Consider the following 17,712-nt stretch of genomic DNA (forward strand, 5'->3'; position numbering starts at 1 on the left):
AATTCAAGCAATTACCCGCCGTAAAGCGGCCGATTCCAGTCAAGCGGAGCTGAACGGGCCGTTCTGAAGGCCCATTCAGGCCCGGGGACGTTGCCCGGTGTTCAGGCCCAGCGGCCCGCCAACGCTCAGAGTGCCGAGCGCGGCGGCAGCGACCAGTCGATCGGGGCCTGGCCGTGGCGCTGCAGGTACTCGTTGGCCATCGAGAAATGACGACAGCCGAGGAAGCCCCGATGGGCCGACAGCGGCGACGGATGCGGCGACTTCAGCACGCGATGGCGGCGGGTGTCGATCACCTTGCCCTTCTGCTGCGCATAGGCACCCCAGAGCATGAACACCAGTCCTTCGCGCTCGCGGTTGAGCACATCCACCACGTGATCGGTGAAGCCTTCCCAGCCGCGGCCCTGGTGCGCGCCGGCCTTGCCCTCTTCCACCGTCAGCACGGCATTGAGCAGCAGCACGCCGCGCTGCGCCCACGGGATCAGGCAGCCGTGGTCCGGGCGCGGGATACCGAGATCGGTCTCGATCTCCTTGTAGATGTTCAGCAGCGATGGCGGCACCGGCACGCCGGGCGGTACCGAGAAACTCAGGCCATGGGCCTGGCCGCGCCCGTGGTACGGGTCCTGGCCGAGGATCACCACCTTCACCTGCTCGAACGGCGTGGCGTCGAACGCTGCGAAGATCTGCGGCCCGGGCGGGAACACCGCCGCGCCGCTGGCCTTGCGCTGGCGCAGGAAGGCCGACAGCTCGCGCATCTGCGGCTGCAACAGGTACTCGCCGACGTGCTGCTTCCAGCTCGGTTCCAGCTGGATCGTCGGGGTGTCGGTTACTTCATCGATCATCGCAACAAGGGTCCATCATTCAATCGGGCCAGGCGCAGCTGGAACAGCACCTTGGTGACCAGCAGCCGCTCTTCGATCGGCTTCAGCACCAGGTCGTTGGCACCGGACTGCAGCAGCCCGGTCTGGTTGTGGGGGTTGCCGTCGCCGGTCATCACCAGCACGGGCAGGCGGCGCTTGCCGTAGCCGAAGTCCACCCGCACGCGCTGCACCACGTCGCGGCCGCTCAGCTCGCCCTTCAGGGTGACGTCGGTCAGCACCAGGTCGATGCGGTGGCGGCTGCGGCCCAGCGACTCGGCAGTGAGCAGGGTGAATGCCTCCTCGGCGCTGACCACGTGCAGCACGTTCAACTGCTGGCGTTCCAGCATGCGCTTGGTCGCCTCGGCCACCACGCGGCTGTCCTCGATGTAGAGGATGGTCGCGCCGGGAATGGTCTGCGGCTGTACATAGCCCCGGATGAAGGTCGCCAGCGCTTCATGGCCGAGCGCTTTGTCGAAGTAGTCGGTGACGTACTCGGTGAAACGGCGCTGCTCCAGGTGCTGCTGGGCGTCGCCGGAGACCACGATCACCGGCACGTAGGCCTGGCCGGCCGCTTCGCGCACCATCCGCGCCAGCGCCAGGCCGTCGCCATCACGCAGGGTCAGCGAGGTCGTCACCAGGTCCACCGGGCCCTGCGCGAGCGCCTGCTGCGCGTCTTCGATGCTGTCGCAGCCGATCACCTCCACGCCCGGCAGGTCGCGCTGCAGGACGTCGGCGATCAGCTTGCGGACCAGCTTCGAACCATCGACCACCATCACCCGCGTCGCGGGCCCTTCAAGGTGCTTCAGCGCTTGCGGTTGCATGCCGGTCTCAGGTGTCGGTCGGGCGGGTCTGGCGGAGGAAGTGGCCGGTGACCAGCCAGGCGCCCAGCCAGCCCAGCAGCAGCGTGCCGAGCAGGACCAGGCCACCGTGCAGCAGGTCCAGGCCGTGCAGCACGAACGGGCTGCCATAGCTGCGCGAGAGTTCGGCCAGCGGCACGCGCAGCGCGGCACCGGCCGCCCCGATCAGGCCCAGCGCGACCGCGCCGGCGCCCAGCCCGTACCACGCGCCCAGGTACAGGAAGGGACGACGGATGAAGCCATCGCTGGCGCCCAGCAGCTGCAGCACGCCGATCTCCTCGCGACGGGCCTGGATGTCCAGGCGCACCGTGTTGCCGACCACCAGCGCGGCACCCACGCCGAGCAGCACCGACAGCACCTGCACCAGCCGCGCGCCGAACGCCAGCCAGGCATCCAGGCGCTGGCGCCACAGCGCATCGTGCTGCACCAGGTCGGCCTCGGGCAGGCTTTCCAGCGCGCGCGCCAGGCGTGCGTCGTCCTTGCCCTGGCCCGGGGTGATCACCAGCAGCGAGGGCAGCGGATTGTCGTTGAGTGCGTCGATCGCCTCACCGAGGCCGGCATCGCGCAGTTCCTGCAGGCCCTGCTCGGGCGTGCGCACGTTCACTTCGGCCACGTCGTCGCGGTCGCGCAGCTGGCCGGCCAGGCGCAGCGCGCCGGGTCCATCGACGTCGCCCTTCAGGAATACATTGATGTCGCGCGACTGCTGCACGCTGCCGGCGAACTGCTTGAGGTTGTCCAGCGCGATCGACAGGCCCAGCGGCAGGGCCAGCGCCAGCGCCATGACCATCACCGTGAGCAGGGTCGCCCACGGCTTGCGGCAGGCGCGGCCCAGGCTGAACACCACGCTGTGCACGTGGTGCTGGAACCAGACGCCCACGCGCGAGGGGGCGGCGGCTTCGCTGTTTTCGTTCTTCGCCATGGCTACTCCGCCAGGTCCTGCGGCGAGATGTCATCCACCAGCCGGCCGTGGTCGAGGATCAGCACGCGCTTGCGCATGCGGCGCAGCAGCGGCAGGTCGTGGCTGACCACCAGCACGCTGGTGCCGCGCGAGGGCAGCTCGGCGAACAGGGCCATGATCTCCGCCGCCAGGGTCGGGTCGAGGTTGCCGGTCGGCTCATCGGCCACCAGCAGCTTGGGCTCGCCGACGATCGCGCGGGCGATGCCGACCCGCTGCTGTTCGCCGGCCGACAGCTGGGACGGCAACGCCTTCTCGCGATGGCCCAGGCCCATCCGTTCGAGTACCGAGCGTACGCGCTTGCTGATGTCACCACGGCGGGTGCCGCGCAGGATCAGCGGCAGCGCGACGTTCTCGGCGATCGAGCGGTCCATCAGCAGCCGGTGGTCCTGGTAGACCGCCCCGACCGCGCGTCGGTGGCGGGGCACGTCGCCACCGCGCACCTTCAGCAGGTTGCGCTCGTCGAACACCACCGCGCCGCGGCTCGGCCGCTCGTCGAGATGGATCAACTTGAGCAGGGTGCTCTTGCCCGCACCGGAATGGCCGGTGACGAACAGCATCTCGCCTGGCGCAACCTCGAAGCTGACATCGGTCAGCGCCTCGTGGCCACCGGCGTACTGTTTGCTGACATTGTCGAAGCGCAGGACACTCATGCCCCGATTATGCAGGAGCGGCGCGACGTCGTGGAGACGGTCACACGATCGGTAGTGCCGGCCGCTGGCCGGCAACCCACATGGCTGCCGGCCAGCGGCCGGCACTACCGTTCAAAGCCACCCGACCAGCGGTCGGGTGCTACCCGCTGATCGGCAGCGCCGATCAGCTGCCCGACAGCATCCGGCGGATCTTGCGGCCGATGCGGGTCAGGAACGAGTCACCGGTGTCGGCGGCCGTGCGCACCGGCTTGGCCACCACCTGCACCGGGGTCACCGGGCTGGCGCCGTTGCCGGCGTTGGCCTGTACACCCTCGGCACCCTCGACCGGACGGCCGTGGCGACGGCGACGGCGCTTGCGCGGCTTGTGTTCGCCATCCACGGCGCCTTCCGGTGCGCCTTCGGCGCGCGGCGGGCGCGGCGGACGCGGGGCCGGAGCGGCGGCGCCTTCAGCACCGGCGACCGGGGCGGCAGCGCCCTGCTCGCCTTCCACGCGCGGCTTGCGCGGGCCGCGCGAACGGCGTTCGCCGCTGCGCTCACCGTCGCGACCACCGCGCCCCCGCCACTGCCGGAACGGCCGCCGTTGCGGCCACCGCCACGACGCTCTTCCTCGGCGGCGCGGGCTTCGCGCGCTTCGCGGAAGATCTGGCCGACGCTTTCGTTGTCGTCGCCTTCCTCGCCCGCCGCCGGGGCCGGACGTTCCGGGCGCGGCAGCGGCGTCATCAGTTCCTTGGTGACCGGTTCGGACGGAATCTTCTGCTCGATGTAGGCCTCGATGTCCGGCAGGCCCATGGCGTAGCGTTCGCAGGCGAAGCTGATCGCATCACCCTCTTCGCCCAGGCGCGCGGTGCGGCCGATGCGGTGCACGTAGTCTTCGGCGTCGAACGGCAGGTCGTAGTTGTAGACGTACTTGATGCCGTCGATGTGCAGGCCGCGCGCAGCCACGTCGGTAGCCACCAGGATTTCCAGCTGGCCCTTCTGGAAGCGGTTGAGCAGGCTCTCACGCTTCTTCTGCGGCACGTCGCCGGACAGCACGCCGACGCGGTAGCCGGCCTTTTCCAGCGAACGGGCGACGCGCTCGACGAACACCTTGGTATTGACGAACACCATGGTGCGCGCGCCTTCGCTGCGCGACAGCAGGCCCAGCAGCAGCGGGATCTTCTCGTCGTCGGCCGGGAAGTAGATGCGCTGGCGCACGCGCGCAGCGGTGATGGTCTCGGCTTCGACCACCAGCTTCTGCGGCTCGTTCATGTGCTCGTAGGCCAGCTCCAGCACGCGATGGCTGAGGGTGGCGCTGAACAGCAGGGTCTGGCGGATGGTGCGTTCCGGCATGCGGCGCAGCAGGAAGCGGATGTCCTTGATGAAGCCCAGATCGAACATGCGGTCGGCTTCGTCCAGCACGCAGATCTCGCAGGCGTGCAGCGACACCACCTTGTGCTGCTTGACGTAGTCGATCAGGCGGCCCGGGGTGGCGATGATCACGTCCACGCCCTGCTGCAGCAGCTCGCGCTGCTTGTCGTAATCCACGCCGCCGTAGACCAGCGCGAAACGCAGGCCCAGGTCGGAACCGAACTTCACCGCATCCTTGTGGATCTGGATGGCCAGTTCGCGGGTCGGGGCGAGGATCAGTGCGCGCGGGTCTTCCGGCTTGCGATCGGCCAGCGCCGGGCGGGTCAGCAGGCGGTTCACGACAGCGACCAGGAAGGCCAGGGTCTTGCCGGTGCCGGTCTGCGCCTGGTAGGCGACATCACCACCGGGCAGCGCGACCGGCAATGTCAGCGCCTGGATCGGGGTGCAGCGGGTGAATCCGGCTCCTTCAAGGCCGGCCTGCAGGGCCGGATGCAGCTCGAAGGAGGAGAAGGTCAAATCGGTCAGCGGTTTGTCGCTCATGAGTCCGTCTTGGTATGGCCGCCGGCCCGTGGGGCGGCTGGCACTTCATCGTCTAGGGGCACCGTCGCAAACTGCGGCCCCTGCGGCGGGTTGGCAGGCTGGGACCACCGGTCCGCGCGCCGCACAATGCCCCAGTTTAACGCACTCGGGCAGGCAAACCGGAATGGACGGTCTCACGACGCTAGGAGACGCACTGCCTTCACCCAGCCACACCGGACTTGAACGGCCCGGCCCGGGCCGCTGGTGTCGTTCACTGCCAGCCCCATCTACAGGAGGACAGTGAAATCCGACACATACCGGGCATCGAAGCGATCACGATACGCTGGGTTCCAGCTGGCGCCTGTCCCTGCCCTGCGATAGGGGTACACTGCTTCTACCGTGAGCGTCCAGGCATCCCGCCGAACGCACCGCGGCGGTCCGCCGCGAGGCAACGACGAGGGTCGCGCCACCGGGCATGGCCCAGTTCACCCACCTCCGGCATCGCCGGGTGCAATCCAAGACGAGAAACCAAGATGAGCGACAAGGTTGTACACGTCGGCGATGCCGACTTTGATAGCGCAGTGCTGAATTCCAAGGAACCGGTGCTGGTCGATTTCTGGGCCGAATGGTGTGGCCCGTGCAAGATGATCGCCCCGGCGCTGGACGAACTGGCCGATGCCTACCAGGGCCGCGCCAAGATCGCCAAGGTCAATGTCGACCACAACCGCGCGCTGGCCGCCAAGTACCACGTGCGTTCTATTCCGTACCTGGTCGTGTTCAAGGACGGCGAGAAGGTCGGCGAGCAGATCGGTGCGGTGGGCAAGGCCCAGCTGGCCTAAGCCTGCTGGACAAGGCCCTGGCCTGATCCTGCCGGTTCCCGGCAGCCGCCGAGCGCGGCTGCCGCGGGCGCCCCGCGCCCATGATGAATGCTGTTCCCGGCGACCCTTGCATGGCGCCGCAGGCCGATGATAGTGTCGGCATATCCGGCCGCGTTCGCGTGCCGCACCCTCTGGACGCAGTTCCTTCCAGACCCATTCCCAACGTTCGCCGCCCCAGCCGGGCGCTCGCACCTTCAAGCGAGGAATAACGCTCTTGTCCGATAACACTTCTGAAACCGGCAGCGCCGATGCGCCCGCCGAAAAGCGCGTGCGCAAGCCCCGCGTGAGCAAGGCCGCCGCCCCGGCAGCCGCCGAAACCAGCGCCGCTCCGGCGCAGCCGACCCTGCCGCTGGCCGCCGCGCCCGAAGCGCCGCTGCGGCTGCAGCCCCCGCGCCGAGCGCGCCCGCCGCCGAGGCCCCTGCCAGCAGTGGCGGTAGCGAAGGCAGCGAGGGTCGCGAATCCGGCCAGCCGCGCCAGCAGAACCACCAGGGGGGCGGCCAGAACCAGGGCCAGAACCCGTACAACCAGAACGGCCAGCAGGGTCAGCAGGGTCAGCAGGGCCAAGGGCAGGGCAACCGCCGCGACCGCTTCCGCAACCGCCGCGACCGTGACCGCAACAACCGCTTCCGCGACGATGGCCTGCCCAACGATGGCGGCGAGCAGCAGCCGTTCGTGCCGCGCCCGCATGCCAACGTGCCCGAGGGCTTCCCGGTCTACTCGCTGAGCGACCTCAAGCGCATGCCGGCGCAGAAGCTGCTGGAAATCGCCGAGCAGCTGCAGATCTCCGAAGGCGTGGCCCGTGCCCGCAAGCAGGACGTGATCTTCGCGCTGCTGAAGGTGCTGACCCGCCACGGCGACGGCGTCGCCGCCGACGGCGTGCTGGAAATCCTGCCGGACGGCTTCGGCTTCCTGCGCGCGGCCGAGGCCAGCTACCTGGCCGGCCCGGACGACACCTATATCTCGCCCAGCCAGATCCGCCGCTTCAACCTGCGCACCGGCGACCACATCTCCGGCCGCATCCGCTTCCCGAAGGACGGCGAGCGCTACTTCGCGCTGAACATCGTCGACACCATCAACGGCGAGCCGATCGAAGCGTCGAAGAACAAGGTGCTGTTCGAGAACCTGACCGCGCTGTTCCCGCGCCGCCGCTTCACCCTGGAGCGTGGCAACGGTTCGTCGGAAGACATCACCGGCCGCATCCTCGATCTGATGGCACCGCAGGGCAAGGGCCAGCGCTCGCTGATCGTGTCGCAGCCGAAGGCCGGCAAGACCATGATGATGCAGCAGGTCGCCACCGCCATCACCACCAACCATCCGGACGTGCACCTGATCGTGCTGCTGATCGACGAGCGCCCGGAAGAAGTGACCGAAATGCAGCGCACCGTGCGCGGCGAGGTCATCAGTTCGACCTTCGACGAGCCGGCCGCGCGCCACGTGCAGGTGGCCGAAATGGTCATCGAGCGCGCCAAGCGCCTGGTCGAGCACAAGAAGGACGTGGTGATCCTGCTCGACTCGATCACCCGCCTGGCCCGCGCCTACAACAACGTGGTGCCGAGCTCGGGCAAGGTGCTGACCGGTGGCGTGGACGCCAACGCCCTGCATCGCCCGAAGCGCTTCTTCGGTGCCGCGCGCAACGTGGAGGAAGGCGGCAGCCTGACCATCATCGCCACCGCGCTGGTCGATACCGGCTCGAAGATGGACGAGGTGATCTACGAAGAGTTCAAGGGCACCGGCAACAGCGAAGTGCACCTGAGCCGCCGCATCGCTGAAAAGCGCGTGTTCCCGGCCATCGACATCAACCGTTCCGGCACCCGCCGCGAAGACCTGCTGATCGAACCGGAACTGCTGCAGAAGATCTGGATCCTGCGCAAGCTGCTGCATCCGATGGATGAAATGGCCGCGATGGAGTTCCTGCTCGACAAGATGAAGAACACCAAGTCCAACGACGAGTTCTTCGGTTCGATGAAGCGCTGAGTCCCGGCACTGCGTCGGAAGAAACCTGCCGCTCGCTGCGGCAGGTTTTTTTTTGCCTGCAGGGCGACCCACTTCACTTTGCCGGCGCCGACTTTTGGCGATAATTCGACCACTACCCTGCCCGGCCCTGCGGGCATGGCCACCGATTCCCGCTGTCGCCCCTTCCGGAGAACCGGTCGGGTCCAGCCTCCTGCCGGATCCGCCGACGCATGCGCACGCTGTCCCCCCGCCTCAACCTGGGCAAGCTGATCCTCGCCCTGGCCCTGCTCAGCGCCATCATCGCGCTGGCCAACACCCTGCTGGCCAGCTACCGGGTGCAGCGCGACCAGCTGGTCGGCAATACCCTGGAAGCCAACCGTGTCTATGCCACCAAGCTGGCCGAGACCACCCAGAACTTCCTGTTGGCCGCGCAGCAGGAGCTGGCCTACGCCGCCACCCGGCTGGGCCAGGGCGATCTGGACCCGGCACAGGCGCAGGATGAAGCCAGCCGACTGCAGCTGCAGACCAACAGCTTCAACTCCTCGCTGGTCGTGGATGCGGATGGGCGGGTGATCGCCACCTCGCCGCAGACCCTGCAGCTGCAGGGCGAGGTGCTGCACAGTGTCGGCAACAACGCCGCGCTGGCGGCGCGCCAGCCGATGATCAGCGACCCGTACCAGTCGACCACCGGCAAGCTGCTGGTGTCACTGTCGCACCCGATCTTCGACCGCCAGGGTCGCTACCGCGGCTACGTCAGCGGCACCCTGTACCTGCGCCAGCGCAGCGCGCTGCATACGCTGCTGGGCAAGCACTATTACCGCGATGGCTCCTACCTGTACGTGGTCGATCGCCATGGCCGCCTGCTGTATCACGCCGACGGCAAGCGGGTCGGCGACTACGTGGTCGGCAACCCGGCGGTGAAGGCGGTGGTGCGCGGAGAACGCGGCGCCCAGCAGGTGCGCAACAACCTGGGCGTGTCGATGCTGGCCGGCTATGCGCCGGTGCCGGCCACCGGCTGGGGCATCATCGCCCAGCGCCCGACAGAGGCCACGTTGCAGCCGTTGTCGCGGTTGATGACCGCGGTGATCTGGAACGCGATTCCGCTCGGCCTGCTGTCGCTGCTGGTGACCTGGTGGTTCGCGCGCCGCATTTCGATGCCGCTGTGGCAGCTGGCGCGCAACGTGGAGGGCGGCGAGGACACCGGCAATGCGATCAACCATGTCAGCGGCATCCGTGCGTGGTACTTCGAGGTCGCCCAGCTCAAGCAGGCGGTGCTGCACAGTTTCAATGCGCTGCAGGACCGCATCGGCACGCTCAACCGCGCCAGCCGCACCGATCCGCTGACCGGCCTGCTCAATCGCCGCGGCCTGCAGCAGGCGCTGGAGGCGTTGCAGGTGCAGGGCATTCCGTTCGCGATCCTGGCGCTGGACATCGATCGCTTCAAATCGATCAACGACAGCCATGGCCACGACGTCGGCGACGCGGCCATCGTCCATATTGCCGACCAGATGCGCCGCTACTCGCGCGACAGCGACTTCCTCTGCCGCGCCGGTGGCGAGGAATTCCTGCTGCTGTTGCCGGGCATCAGTACGGACTCGGCGCGCCAGGCCGGCGAGCGCCTGCGCCAGCACATCGCCGATCATCCGTTCGAACCGGTCGGGACCATCACCGTGTCACTGGGCGTGGCCCACTTCCCCAGCTTCCATGTCGATGCCGAACAAGCGCTGCGGCTGGCTGACAAGGCGCTTTACATGGCCAAGGAACAGGGCCGCAACCGGGTAGTGGTCTACCCGTACGCAGACTGAGAAGCGGCCGGCCTGGCCGACCGCTTCACGCACGCCAGGCTCAGCGCTGGGCCAGCGGCGTCAGCAGGCGCAGGCCGCGCTGGGTGCCATCGACCATGTACACGCCGCCGGCCGGCAACAGATCACTGCCCGCCTGCTCGGCGGCATCCGGCTTGCGCCACGGTGCGTCCTGGCGCGGGCCGGGAATGAAGACACGCCAGCGGCCGTAGCGTTCCGGCTGGGCGTTGCCGTTGCTGCCGGTGTTGCCGTTCAGGGCGAAGTTCACCGGCACGCGCACGGTCCAGAAGTCCCGCGTACTGTCCTCGCCGGTGGTCGGCGGGACGAAGGTCCACTTGCGCGCGCTGCTGATGCTGGCCTTGGCGAGCTGGTCGCGCATCTTGGCCATGATCCGCTCCGGCGCGACCATGGTCATGTTTACCTGTTCGGCAATGACGTCGGCCACGGTCCCGTCGCGGGCCACCTTGACCAGCAGCAGCACGTCACCCTGACCGCCAATGCGGTAGACATCCTCGGGGTAGCGCGGTGGCGGCAGGCTCTTCCGGGTCACCGAATCGGTAGCCTTCGGATCATATTCACTGAAGTCGACACTGGTCATGCTGATCTGGTAATTGCCGTCCTCCTGCTCCTTGCCCCGCAGGCGCACCCGCAACGGGGCGTGGGCGGCCACCGGCTTGCCGTCCTGCAGCGTCGGCTCGAACTGCCAGCCGCGGATGGCACCTTCCACGAACGACACGATGCCTGGTGCCAGCATGGCCCGCTGGTCCAGGACCAGCGTGCGGACCGAACCATCGGCCGCCACCTCGATGCTGCCCGACAGCACCATGCTCATCTCGGCAGTGGCGCGCACCGCGCGCGCGTTCTGGGCCACGGCGTCGGCCGGCAGCAGGGGAGCACCGGCGGCGAACGCCAGGGCCAGGGCAAGGAACAAGGGGGAGCGCATCATTGCCGGATCCATGGTGATGAAGTGAACCCTGAGCGTACCGCAGTCCGAGCGGGACCGGCAGGCGGTCCACCGCGGGCGGTCCACGCCACGCCGTTCAGGCCAGGCGATGGGCCGCCGCGTAGGGCGGCGTATCCGGGTAGTCACCGTCGGCGAAGCGCGCCTGCAGGCCCTGCCACCAAGCGGGGTCGAACAGGTGCCGGTAGTGCTCCCGCACGGCCGCCAGTTCGCTGGCAGGCAGGCCCATGAACGGGCCGAAGCGCTCCGGGAACACATCGCGTGGACCGACATGGAACCAGGGCTCGTCGGCCATGGCGTCCTCCGGCGTACGTGGCTGCGGCCAGGCGCGGAACACGCAGTCGCTGACCAGGCACAACTCGTCATAGTCGTAGAACACGGCCCGGCCATGCCGGGATACGCCGAAGTTCTTCGGCAGCATGTCGCCGGGGAAGATGTTGTTGCGCGCCATGTCGGTGATCGCCTGCGCATAGTCGAGTACCGCCGCGCGCACGGCCTCGCCGCCCTGCTCGCGCAGGTACAGGTTCAATGGCCGGAAGCGGCGCTGTACGTAGCACAGTGTCACTTCCACCTCGTCGCCATCCACGCGCACGCTCTGCGCGCACTGCTGCAGCAGCTCTTCCAGCAAGGCCGGTGCGAAACGGTCACGCGGGAAGCGCAGGTGGCGATACGGCTGCGCATCGAGCAGGCGGCCGACGCGGTCGAGGTTGAACACCAGCGCGTACTTCTCTTCCACCTGCTGCCGCGACATCGCCTTGGGCCAGGCGAAGCGGTCGCGGATCAGCTTGAACACCAGCGGATAGCTGGGCAGGGTGAACACCGCCATGACCATGCCCGGCGTGCCCTCGGCATGCACCAGCCGCTCCTGCCGGTGCTCGTTGAAGTGGCGGAAGAAGGTGCGGTAACGCTCGGTCTTGCCCTGCTTGGCACGGCCCAGCACCGTGTAGAGTTCATCGATCGGCTTGCCCGGCAGCAGGCTGCGCAGGAATACCACCGCATCGCCGACCGTTGCGAGGTTGGCCTGGAAGTAGCTGCGCGAGACACCGAACAGGTGGGCGACGTCGCGACGCCGGGTCAGCACTGCATCGGCACGCAGGCCACGTTCATCGTTGACCAGTGCGATCACGCACGGCGAGAAGCGGTGCTCGCCGAACACCCGGCCGACCAGGTAGGCGCGGCGCTCCCGGTAGAACACGGTGTCGAGCAGCTCGATGCTGCGCACCGGTGTATCGCCCCAGTGCGCCAGATCATCCTGCAGGCGCACGGCGATGGCCGCCGCGCAGCGCAACTGGTGCGCATACGGAATGTCGAAACGGTAGTCGGCCAGCACGCGCTGCAGGGCCTCCACCGGCCGCGTCGGCGAGACGGCATAGGTATGCCGGGCGACCGGATGGGTGATCGCGTCGGATGGCTCGACATCGAAGGCGATGAACTCCAGCGCCGGATCCACGCCACGGATGGAAAACAGGCGCCGCGACAACGTGTTGTAGAACGTCTTGTACAGTTCGGCGTCGATCAGTCCCCGCAGCAGTGCGCTGTACTGCGCATGCACCTGCAGCCACAGCGCGCGCTCGCCGATCACATCGCCGGCGAGGCGGCGCAGTGCATCCATCTGCTCGGCGATGCACAGGTCATACAACGCGATGCGCTCGACCGCATCCTGGCGCGCGCCCGCCCAGTCACGCTGCTCGAAGCGCTGCCGTGCACGGGCGGTGATCGCCGCGAAGCGGGCATGGTACTGCTCGAAACCATCGCGGATGGCGCCGGCGATGCGCGGCGCCAGCTCGGCAGCGATGTCAGGCTCGGACATGCAGGGCTCACCCGGAAGGACCGGCTTCACCATACGCGGGCGTGTGCAATGGCGTCGAGTGCGAAGGTAGTGCCGGCCGCTGGCCGGCAGCACCTGGACGTCGATGGATCGATGCAGACGCCGGCCAGCGGCCGGCACTACCGGCTCAGATCGCCAGTTCGGCCTCCACGTCCTGCACCTTGCGCCGGGCCAATGCCAGGTTGGACTTGGTACGGTCCAGCACGATGTAGAAGAACAGACCCTTCTTCTTCGCCACCGGGCGCATGATGTGGTACGCCTTGCCCAGCGAGATCAGGATGTCTTCGATGCTGTCGTTGAGGTTCAGCGACGCGGCGGTCTTCATCTTGGCCCGGATCACTTCGGTGTTGCCGGCGGCAGCCACTTCCATATCCATGCCGGCACCGGCCTCGCCCAGCAGCATGCCGCTTTCGTAGTCGACCAGCGCCACGGCCTGCGCGCCGTCGATACCCATCAGTGCGTTCAACGATTCATTCAATCCAGCCACGTCGCACCCCTTGTCGAAGTTGGTTCGAGCCCCTCGTTCCCCTGCGGCCGGGCTCACGATCCGCCGAGTTCGGCCAGGATCGCCTGGCCACATTCCCTGCTCTGCCACAGCACCTGTCCGATCACGCTGCGCTGGTCGCAGGCCGCCATCAGCAGCAACGGCGCGCGCCCATCAGCCTGGATCGCCAGCATCAGCACCTTGCCGCCCACGGCTTCCAGCATCAGCGTCTGCAGATCACCCAGCACCAGTTCGCGCCCGACCGCCGCGGCCAGCGCCAGCATCGCGCTGGTCATCGCGGCCAGCCGTTCACCGCGCCCGTCGGCCCCGGCGCTGACCAGGGCGAAGCCATCAACGCTGGCCAGGACCACGGTCCGTACCCCTTCTACCCGCTGCTGCAGGTCCTGCAGCAGGGGTTGCAGGCGCTCACGCTGGCCGGCGTCGGGCAATACCGCCATCTGCCCGTCAGCCATGCGCAGCCACCAGTGCGTGCGCTTCCATTTCGCTCATCAGTACGTCCATCAGCAGCAGTCCCTGTTCCCGGTCACGGGCATCGATGGCCAGCAGCGGCAGTGGCTGGTCGTCCAGGCAGGCTCGGCTGGCCCAGTCATCCAGTGCCGCCTGCGGCGCCTGATCCAGGTGGGTGACCGCCACCACCAGTGCCAGTGACGATGCAAACGGCTGCAGCACCTGCAGGTAGTCCTCCAGCTCGCTGGCCAGGCCTGCGCGGCGCGCGTCCAGCAGCAGCACCGCGCCGCGCGCGCCCTGCAGCAGGATCGGCCACAGGAAGTCGAAGCGCTGCTGGCCAGGCGTTCCGTACAAACGCAGGCGCTCGCCGTTGGGAAGGTCGATGTCTGCGTAGTCCAGCGCGACGGTGGTGGAGGCCTTGTCGGCACCCAGGCGGTCACTGTTGGCCACGTCGGTATCGATCACTGCGCCCGCAGCGATGCTGCGCACCAGGGTCGACTTGCCGCTGCCCATGCCGCCCAGCACGACCACCTTGTGCTCACGCATTGCGCTCGCTCCCGCGCAGGTGCCGCCACAGGCGGGCAAGCAATCCACTGTCGGCGCGGCTGCCGTCGGTGGCCATCATCGGCGTCGCCAGGGCGGCCTGCAGCTGCGCGTAGCCGCACAGATAGGCGGCATGGATGAAGTCGCGCACTGCCGCCGCCGGCAGTTCCAGCAGCATCGCGCACTCTTCAACCGTGCACGCACGCTTGAGCAGCAGCGAGCACAGGCGGAAACCATCGTGGTCGTGTCCCAGCACGCGGAAATCCGGCCAGCGCAGCAGCTTCACCGAGGCACCGCGCAGGCGTTCATCCAGTGCCTGCCAATGGCGGCTGCGCTGCGCCCATTGCCACAACAGCGGCCGCAGTGGCTGGCGGGGCCGGTCACCGGCCAGCGCCTGCAGGCGCGCAGGGGTCAGCGCATCCAGCTGCAGGCGCTCGAACGCATCGGCCAGGCGCTCCACCAGCGCACTCGCCGGTTCCTGCAACAGCACCGCCTGGTCGTGCTCCAGATCCATCAGCAGCAAGGGCTCGCCTGCATCGCTCAACAGTGCCTGCCCTTGCCTCAAAGGCAGCCGCTCGCGCAGCAGGCGGGTGATGGCGTGCGCACCATCGGCCAGACGGATCGGTGCAGGTGCGTGCACGGCCAGGGGCTCCGCTGCCACCTGCATGCGACGCAGCGCGCGGCCGATGGCACCATCGTCGAGTACGTCCTGGTGTCCGTCACCGTCACGCAGCTGGCCGCCGATGTCCTCGATCCAGCACTGCAGGCGCGGCCGCTGCTGGCGCATGCGCTGCGCCGCGTTGCGCAACGCCGGGGTATCGCGGATGACCAGCAGGTCGCAGTCGTCCAGGTCCTGGCTGCGGCGGATCTGGCCATCCGGCAGTGCCGAGGCCACGCGCAGCCGTTGCAGCAGCGCCTGCTCGCCCTGGATGTCGGTTCCCACTACCAGCACGCGTGCCATCCGTGTTCCCCGAGTGACCACCTCCCCGGTGGTCTCGCGTCGCCAAGGCTAGGCCATTGCCGACGAAGGCCGTCGTGATCGACTGCTCAGATTGAGTGGGGTTGCAGCGGCGTGCTGATCGGTTCTGCGACGGCCATCGCGGGCAAGTTTCATGCCCCTTTGACGGCGTTCCGACGACCGACGGATGTCACGGTTTTATCGCCTGGGGTCAGATCCCTTTTGCCATCCAAAAGGGATCTGACCCCGGAGCCCAAAAAAGAAACCCGCGCCGAAGCGCGGGTTCCAGTGTCACCACCGAACGGCGATGGATCAGCCGCGCAGCTGCTCCAGCGCGGCATTGAAGGTCGCGCTCGGGCGCATCGCCTTGCTGGCCTTGGCCACGTCCGGACGGTAGTAGCCGCCGATGTCCACGGCCTTGCCCTGCACCGCGATCAGCTCTTCGACGATCTTCTGCTCGTTGTCGGTCAGCGCCTTGGCCAGCGGGGCGAAGCGCGCCTTCAGGGCGGCGTCTTCGTCCTGCGCGGCCAGGGCCTGGGCCCAGTACAGCGCGATGTAGAAGTGGCTGCCACGGTTGTCGATGCCGCCGAGCTTGCGCGACGGCGACTTGTCGTTGTCCAGGAACTGGCCGTTGGCTTCGTCCAGCGCCTTGGCCAGCACACGGGCGGCGGCGTTGTCGTAGCGGTTGCCCAGGTGTTCCAGCGACGCGGCCAGGGCCAGGAATTCACCCAGCGAATCCCAGCGCAGGTAGTCTTCCTCGACGAACTGCTGCACGTGCTTCGGGGCCGAACCACCGGCGCCGGTCTCGAACAGGCCGCCACCGGCCATCAGCGGCACGATCGACAGCATCTTGGCGCTGGTGCCCAGCTCCATGATCGGGAACAGGTCGGTCAGGTAGTCACGCAGCACGTTGCCGGTCACCGAGATGGTGTCCTCGCCCTTGCGGATGCGGTCCAGCGAGAACGCGGTGGCTTCCACCGGCGGCAGGATGCGGATGTCCAGACCGGCAGTGTCGTGGTCCTTCAGGTACTGCTCGACCTTGGCGATGACCTGCGCGTCGTGGGCACGGGCGGCATCCAGCCAGAACACGGCCGGGGTGCTGCTCAGGCGGGCGCGCTCGACGGCCAGCTTCACCCAGTCCTGGATCGGCGCGTCCTTGGTCTGGCACATGCGCCAGATGTCACCGGCTTCGACGGCATGCTCGAACACCACGGTGCCGGCATCGTCGGTGACCTTGACCACGCCGTCGGCGGTGATCTGGAAGGTCTTGTCGTGCGAGCCGTACTCTTCGGCCTTCTGCGCCATCAGGCCGACGTTCGGCACCGAACCCATGGTGGCCGGATCGAAGGCACCGTGCGCCTTGCAGTCGTCGATGACGGCCTGGTACACGCCGGCGTAGCAGCGGTCCGGAATGACGGCCTTGGTGTCCTGCAGCTTGCCTTCGGCATTCCACATCTTGCCGGAGTCGCGGATCATCGCCGGCATCGAGGCGTCGACGATGACGTCGCTCGGCACGTGCAGGTTGGTGATGCCCTTGTCCGAGTTGACCATGGCCAGCGCCGGGCGCTGCGCGTACTCGGCCTTCAGGTCGGATTCGATGGCGGCGCGGGTAGCCTCCGGCAGCGAAGGCAGGCGTGCGACCAGGTCACCGATGCCGTTGTTGGCATCGAAGCCGGCCTGCTTGATGGCGTCGGCGTGCTTGGCCAGCACATCCTTGTAGAACTCTTCGACGACCACGCCGAACATGATCGGGTCGGAGACCTTCATCATGGTCGCCTTCAGGTGCAGCGAGAACAGCACGCCCTGGGCCTTGGCATCGGCAATCTGCTCGCCGATGAACGCGGCCAGTGCCTTGCGGCTCATCACAGCGGCGTCGACGATCTCGCCGGCCTTGACCGCCGTCTTTTCCTTCAGCACGACGGTGCTGCCGTCGTTGCCGTGGAAGGTGATCTTCAGCGAACCGGCGTTGGCCAGGGTGGCCGACTTCTCGCTTCCGTAGAAATCACCGGCGGCCATGTGCGCGACGTGCGACTTCGAATCGGCCGACCAGGCACCCATGCGGTGCGGGTGCTTGCGCGCGTAGTTCTTCACCGACAGCGGTGCGCGGCGGTCGGAGTTGCCTTCGCGCAGCACCGGGTTCACCGCGCTGCCCTTGACCTTGTCATAGCGCGCCTTGTAGTCGCGCTGCTGGTCGTCGGCCGGGGTTTCCGGGTAGTCCGGCAGCGGATAGCCCTGGTCCTGCAGTTCCTTGATGGCCGCCTTCAGCTGCGGCACCGAGGCGGAGATGTTCGGCAGCTTGATGATGTTGGCGTGCGGGGTGGTCGCCAGCTGGCCAAGCTCGGCCAGGTCGTCACTGACCTTCTGCGCGTCGGCCAGCAGTTCCGGGAACTGCGACAGGATGCGGCCGGACAGCGAGATGTCACGGGTTTCCACCACGATGCCGGCAGTGGCGGTATAGGCGTCAACGATCGGCAGCAGCGACTGGGTGGCCAGGAACGGGGCTTCGTCGGTCAGCGTGTAGAGAATCTTGGACATGGGGGACTTGGACTCTGTAGCAGTGCTCAGGGGAAGGCCGGCGCCAGCGCCGGGCCACGTGCAACCGTGTCGCGCGCGGGGCCGGGCCCCACGCTTTCCCCCGTCGCCGTCAGG

General features: G+C 67.9%; 13 protein-coding genes and 3 pseudogenes. 3 read left to right on the top strand and 13 right to left on the bottom strand.

Going from position 1 to position 17,712, the window contains the following annotated elements; all coding sequences use genetic code 11:
• Positions 1-125: 125 nt before the first annotated feature.
• From ung to rhlB (NSQ78_RS19630), 6 genes and pseudogenes are all read right to left on the bottom strand, one after another.
• Positions 126-839, bottom strand: a complete 714-nt coding sequence (gene ung, locus NSQ78_RS19605) for a uracil-DNA glycosylase (protein ID WP_049470865.1) — start codon at positions 837-839, stop codon at positions 126-128.
• Positions 836-1,678, bottom strand: a complete 843-nt coding sequence (locus NSQ78_RS19610; protein WP_049424094.1) for a response regulator — start codon at positions 1,676-1,678, stop codon at positions 836-838. The genes ung and NSQ78_RS19610 overlap by 4 nt, the downstream gene beginning before the upstream one ends.
• 7 nt (positions 1,679-1,685) lie before the next feature.
• Positions 1,686-2,633 carry a permease-like cell division protein FtsX gene (gene ftsX, locus NSQ78_RS19615; protein ID WP_053461558.1) on the bottom strand — a complete coding sequence of 316 codons (948 nt, stop codon included), beginning with the start codon at positions 2,631-2,633 and terminating at the stop codon, positions 1,686-1,688.
• A gap of 2 nt (positions 2,634-2,635) precedes the next feature.
• A complete protein-coding gene (gene ftsE / locus NSQ78_RS19620) occupies positions 2,636-3,322 on the bottom strand; it encodes a cell division ATP-binding protein FtsE (protein ID WP_049424090.1) in 687 nt (228 codons plus the stop codon).
• A 289-nt stretch (positions 3,323-3,611) separates the two neighbouring features.
• Positions 3,612-3,818, bottom strand: a pseudogene (gene rhlB, locus NSQ78_RS19625) (ATP-dependent RNA helicase RhlB); the annotation flags it as partial.
• Positions 3,812-5,209 (bottom strand): annotated as a pseudogene (rhlB, locus tag NSQ78_RS19630) (ATP-dependent RNA helicase RhlB); the annotation flags it as partial. The pseudogenes rhlB (NSQ78_RS19625) and rhlB (NSQ78_RS19630), both read right to left, overlap by 7 nt.
• A gap of 512 nt (positions 5,210-5,721) precedes the next feature.
• Between rhlB (NSQ78_RS19630) and trxA the strand changes: the two are divergent.
• The 3 genes and pseudogenes from trxA to NSQ78_RS19645 all read left to right on the top strand — a co-directional run bounded on the left by trxA (position 5,722) and on the right by NSQ78_RS19645 (position 9,824).
• On the top strand, positions 5,722-6,027 hold the full coding sequence (gene trxA, locus NSQ78_RS19635) for a thioredoxin (RefSeq protein ID WP_279946730.1): 306 nt from the start codon (positions 5,722-5,724) through the stop codon (positions 6,025-6,027).
• 253 nt (positions 6,028-6,280) lie between these two features.
• Positions 6,281-8,040 (top strand): annotated as a pseudogene (gene rho / locus NSQ78_RS19640) (transcription termination factor Rho).
• Between the two features lie 209 nt (positions 8,041-8,249).
• Positions 8,250-9,824 (top strand): sensor domain-containing diguanylate cyclase, encoded by a 1,575-nt coding sequence (locus NSQ78_RS19645; RefSeq protein WP_064239379.1) that lies wholly within the window; start codon positions 8,250-8,252, stop codon positions 9,822-9,824.
• A 40-nt stretch (positions 9,825-9,864) separates the two neighbouring features.
• Here NSQ78_RS19645 and NSQ78_RS19650 read toward each other — a convergent pair whose 3' ends face one another.
• The 7 genes from NSQ78_RS19650 to NSQ78_RS19680 all read right to left on the bottom strand — a co-directional run bounded on the left by NSQ78_RS19650 (position 9,865) and on the right by NSQ78_RS19680 (position 17,598).
• The gene (locus NSQ78_RS19650) at positions 9,865-10,767 is read right to left on the bottom strand and encodes a hypothetical protein (protein WP_057495072.1); all 903 of its coding nucleotides are present in this window, start codon (positions 10,765-10,767) and stop codon (positions 9,865-9,867) included.
• 94 nt (positions 10,768-10,861) lie between these two features.
• The gene (gene aceK, locus NSQ78_RS19655; RefSeq protein ID WP_064239701.1) at positions 10,862-12,592 is read right to left on the bottom strand and encodes a bifunctional isocitrate dehydrogenase kinase/phosphatase; all 1,731 of its coding nucleotides are present in this window, start codon (positions 12,590-12,592) and stop codon (positions 10,862-10,864) included.
• 145 nt (positions 12,593-12,737) lie between these two features.
• Positions 12,738-13,097, bottom strand: coding sequence for a hypothetical protein (locus NSQ78_RS19660; RefSeq protein ID WP_005419760.1), 360 nt, complete (start codon positions 13,095-13,097; stop codon positions 12,738-12,740).
• Positions 13,098-13,150: 53 nt separating this feature from the next.
• Complete coding sequence (locus tag NSQ78_RS19665; protein ID WP_057495073.1) at positions 13,151-13,567, bottom strand: roadblock/LC7 domain-containing protein; 417 nt, start codon at positions 13,565-13,567, stop codon at positions 13,151-13,153.
• Positions 13,560-14,108 (bottom strand): ATP/GTP-binding protein, encoded by a 549-nt coding sequence (locus NSQ78_RS19670; protein ID WP_049467598.1) that lies wholly within the window; start codon positions 14,106-14,108, stop codon positions 13,560-13,562. The genes NSQ78_RS19665 and NSQ78_RS19670 overlap by 8 nt, the downstream gene beginning before the upstream one ends.
• On the bottom strand, positions 14,101-15,066 hold the full coding sequence (locus NSQ78_RS19675; RefSeq protein ID WP_064239381.1) for a hypothetical protein: 966 nt from the start codon (positions 15,064-15,066) through the stop codon (positions 14,101-14,103). Before NSQ78_RS19675 ends, NSQ78_RS19670 begins: the two co-directional genes overlap by 8 nt.
• A 309-nt stretch (positions 15,067-15,375) precedes the next feature.
• The gene (locus tag NSQ78_RS19680; RefSeq protein ID WP_064239382.1) at positions 15,376-17,598 is read right to left on the bottom strand and encodes an NADP-dependent isocitrate dehydrogenase; all 2,223 of its coding nucleotides are present in this window, start codon (positions 17,596-17,598) and stop codon (positions 15,376-15,378) included.
• Between the last annotated feature and the right edge of the window lie 114 nt (positions 17,599-17,712).

It is taken from the genome of Stenotrophomonas sp. FSL W7-1447 (assembly GCF_037966425.1).
GTDB lineage: Bacteria > Pseudomonadota > Gammaproteobacteria > Xanthomonadales > Xanthomonadaceae > Stenotrophomonas > Stenotrophomonas pavanii.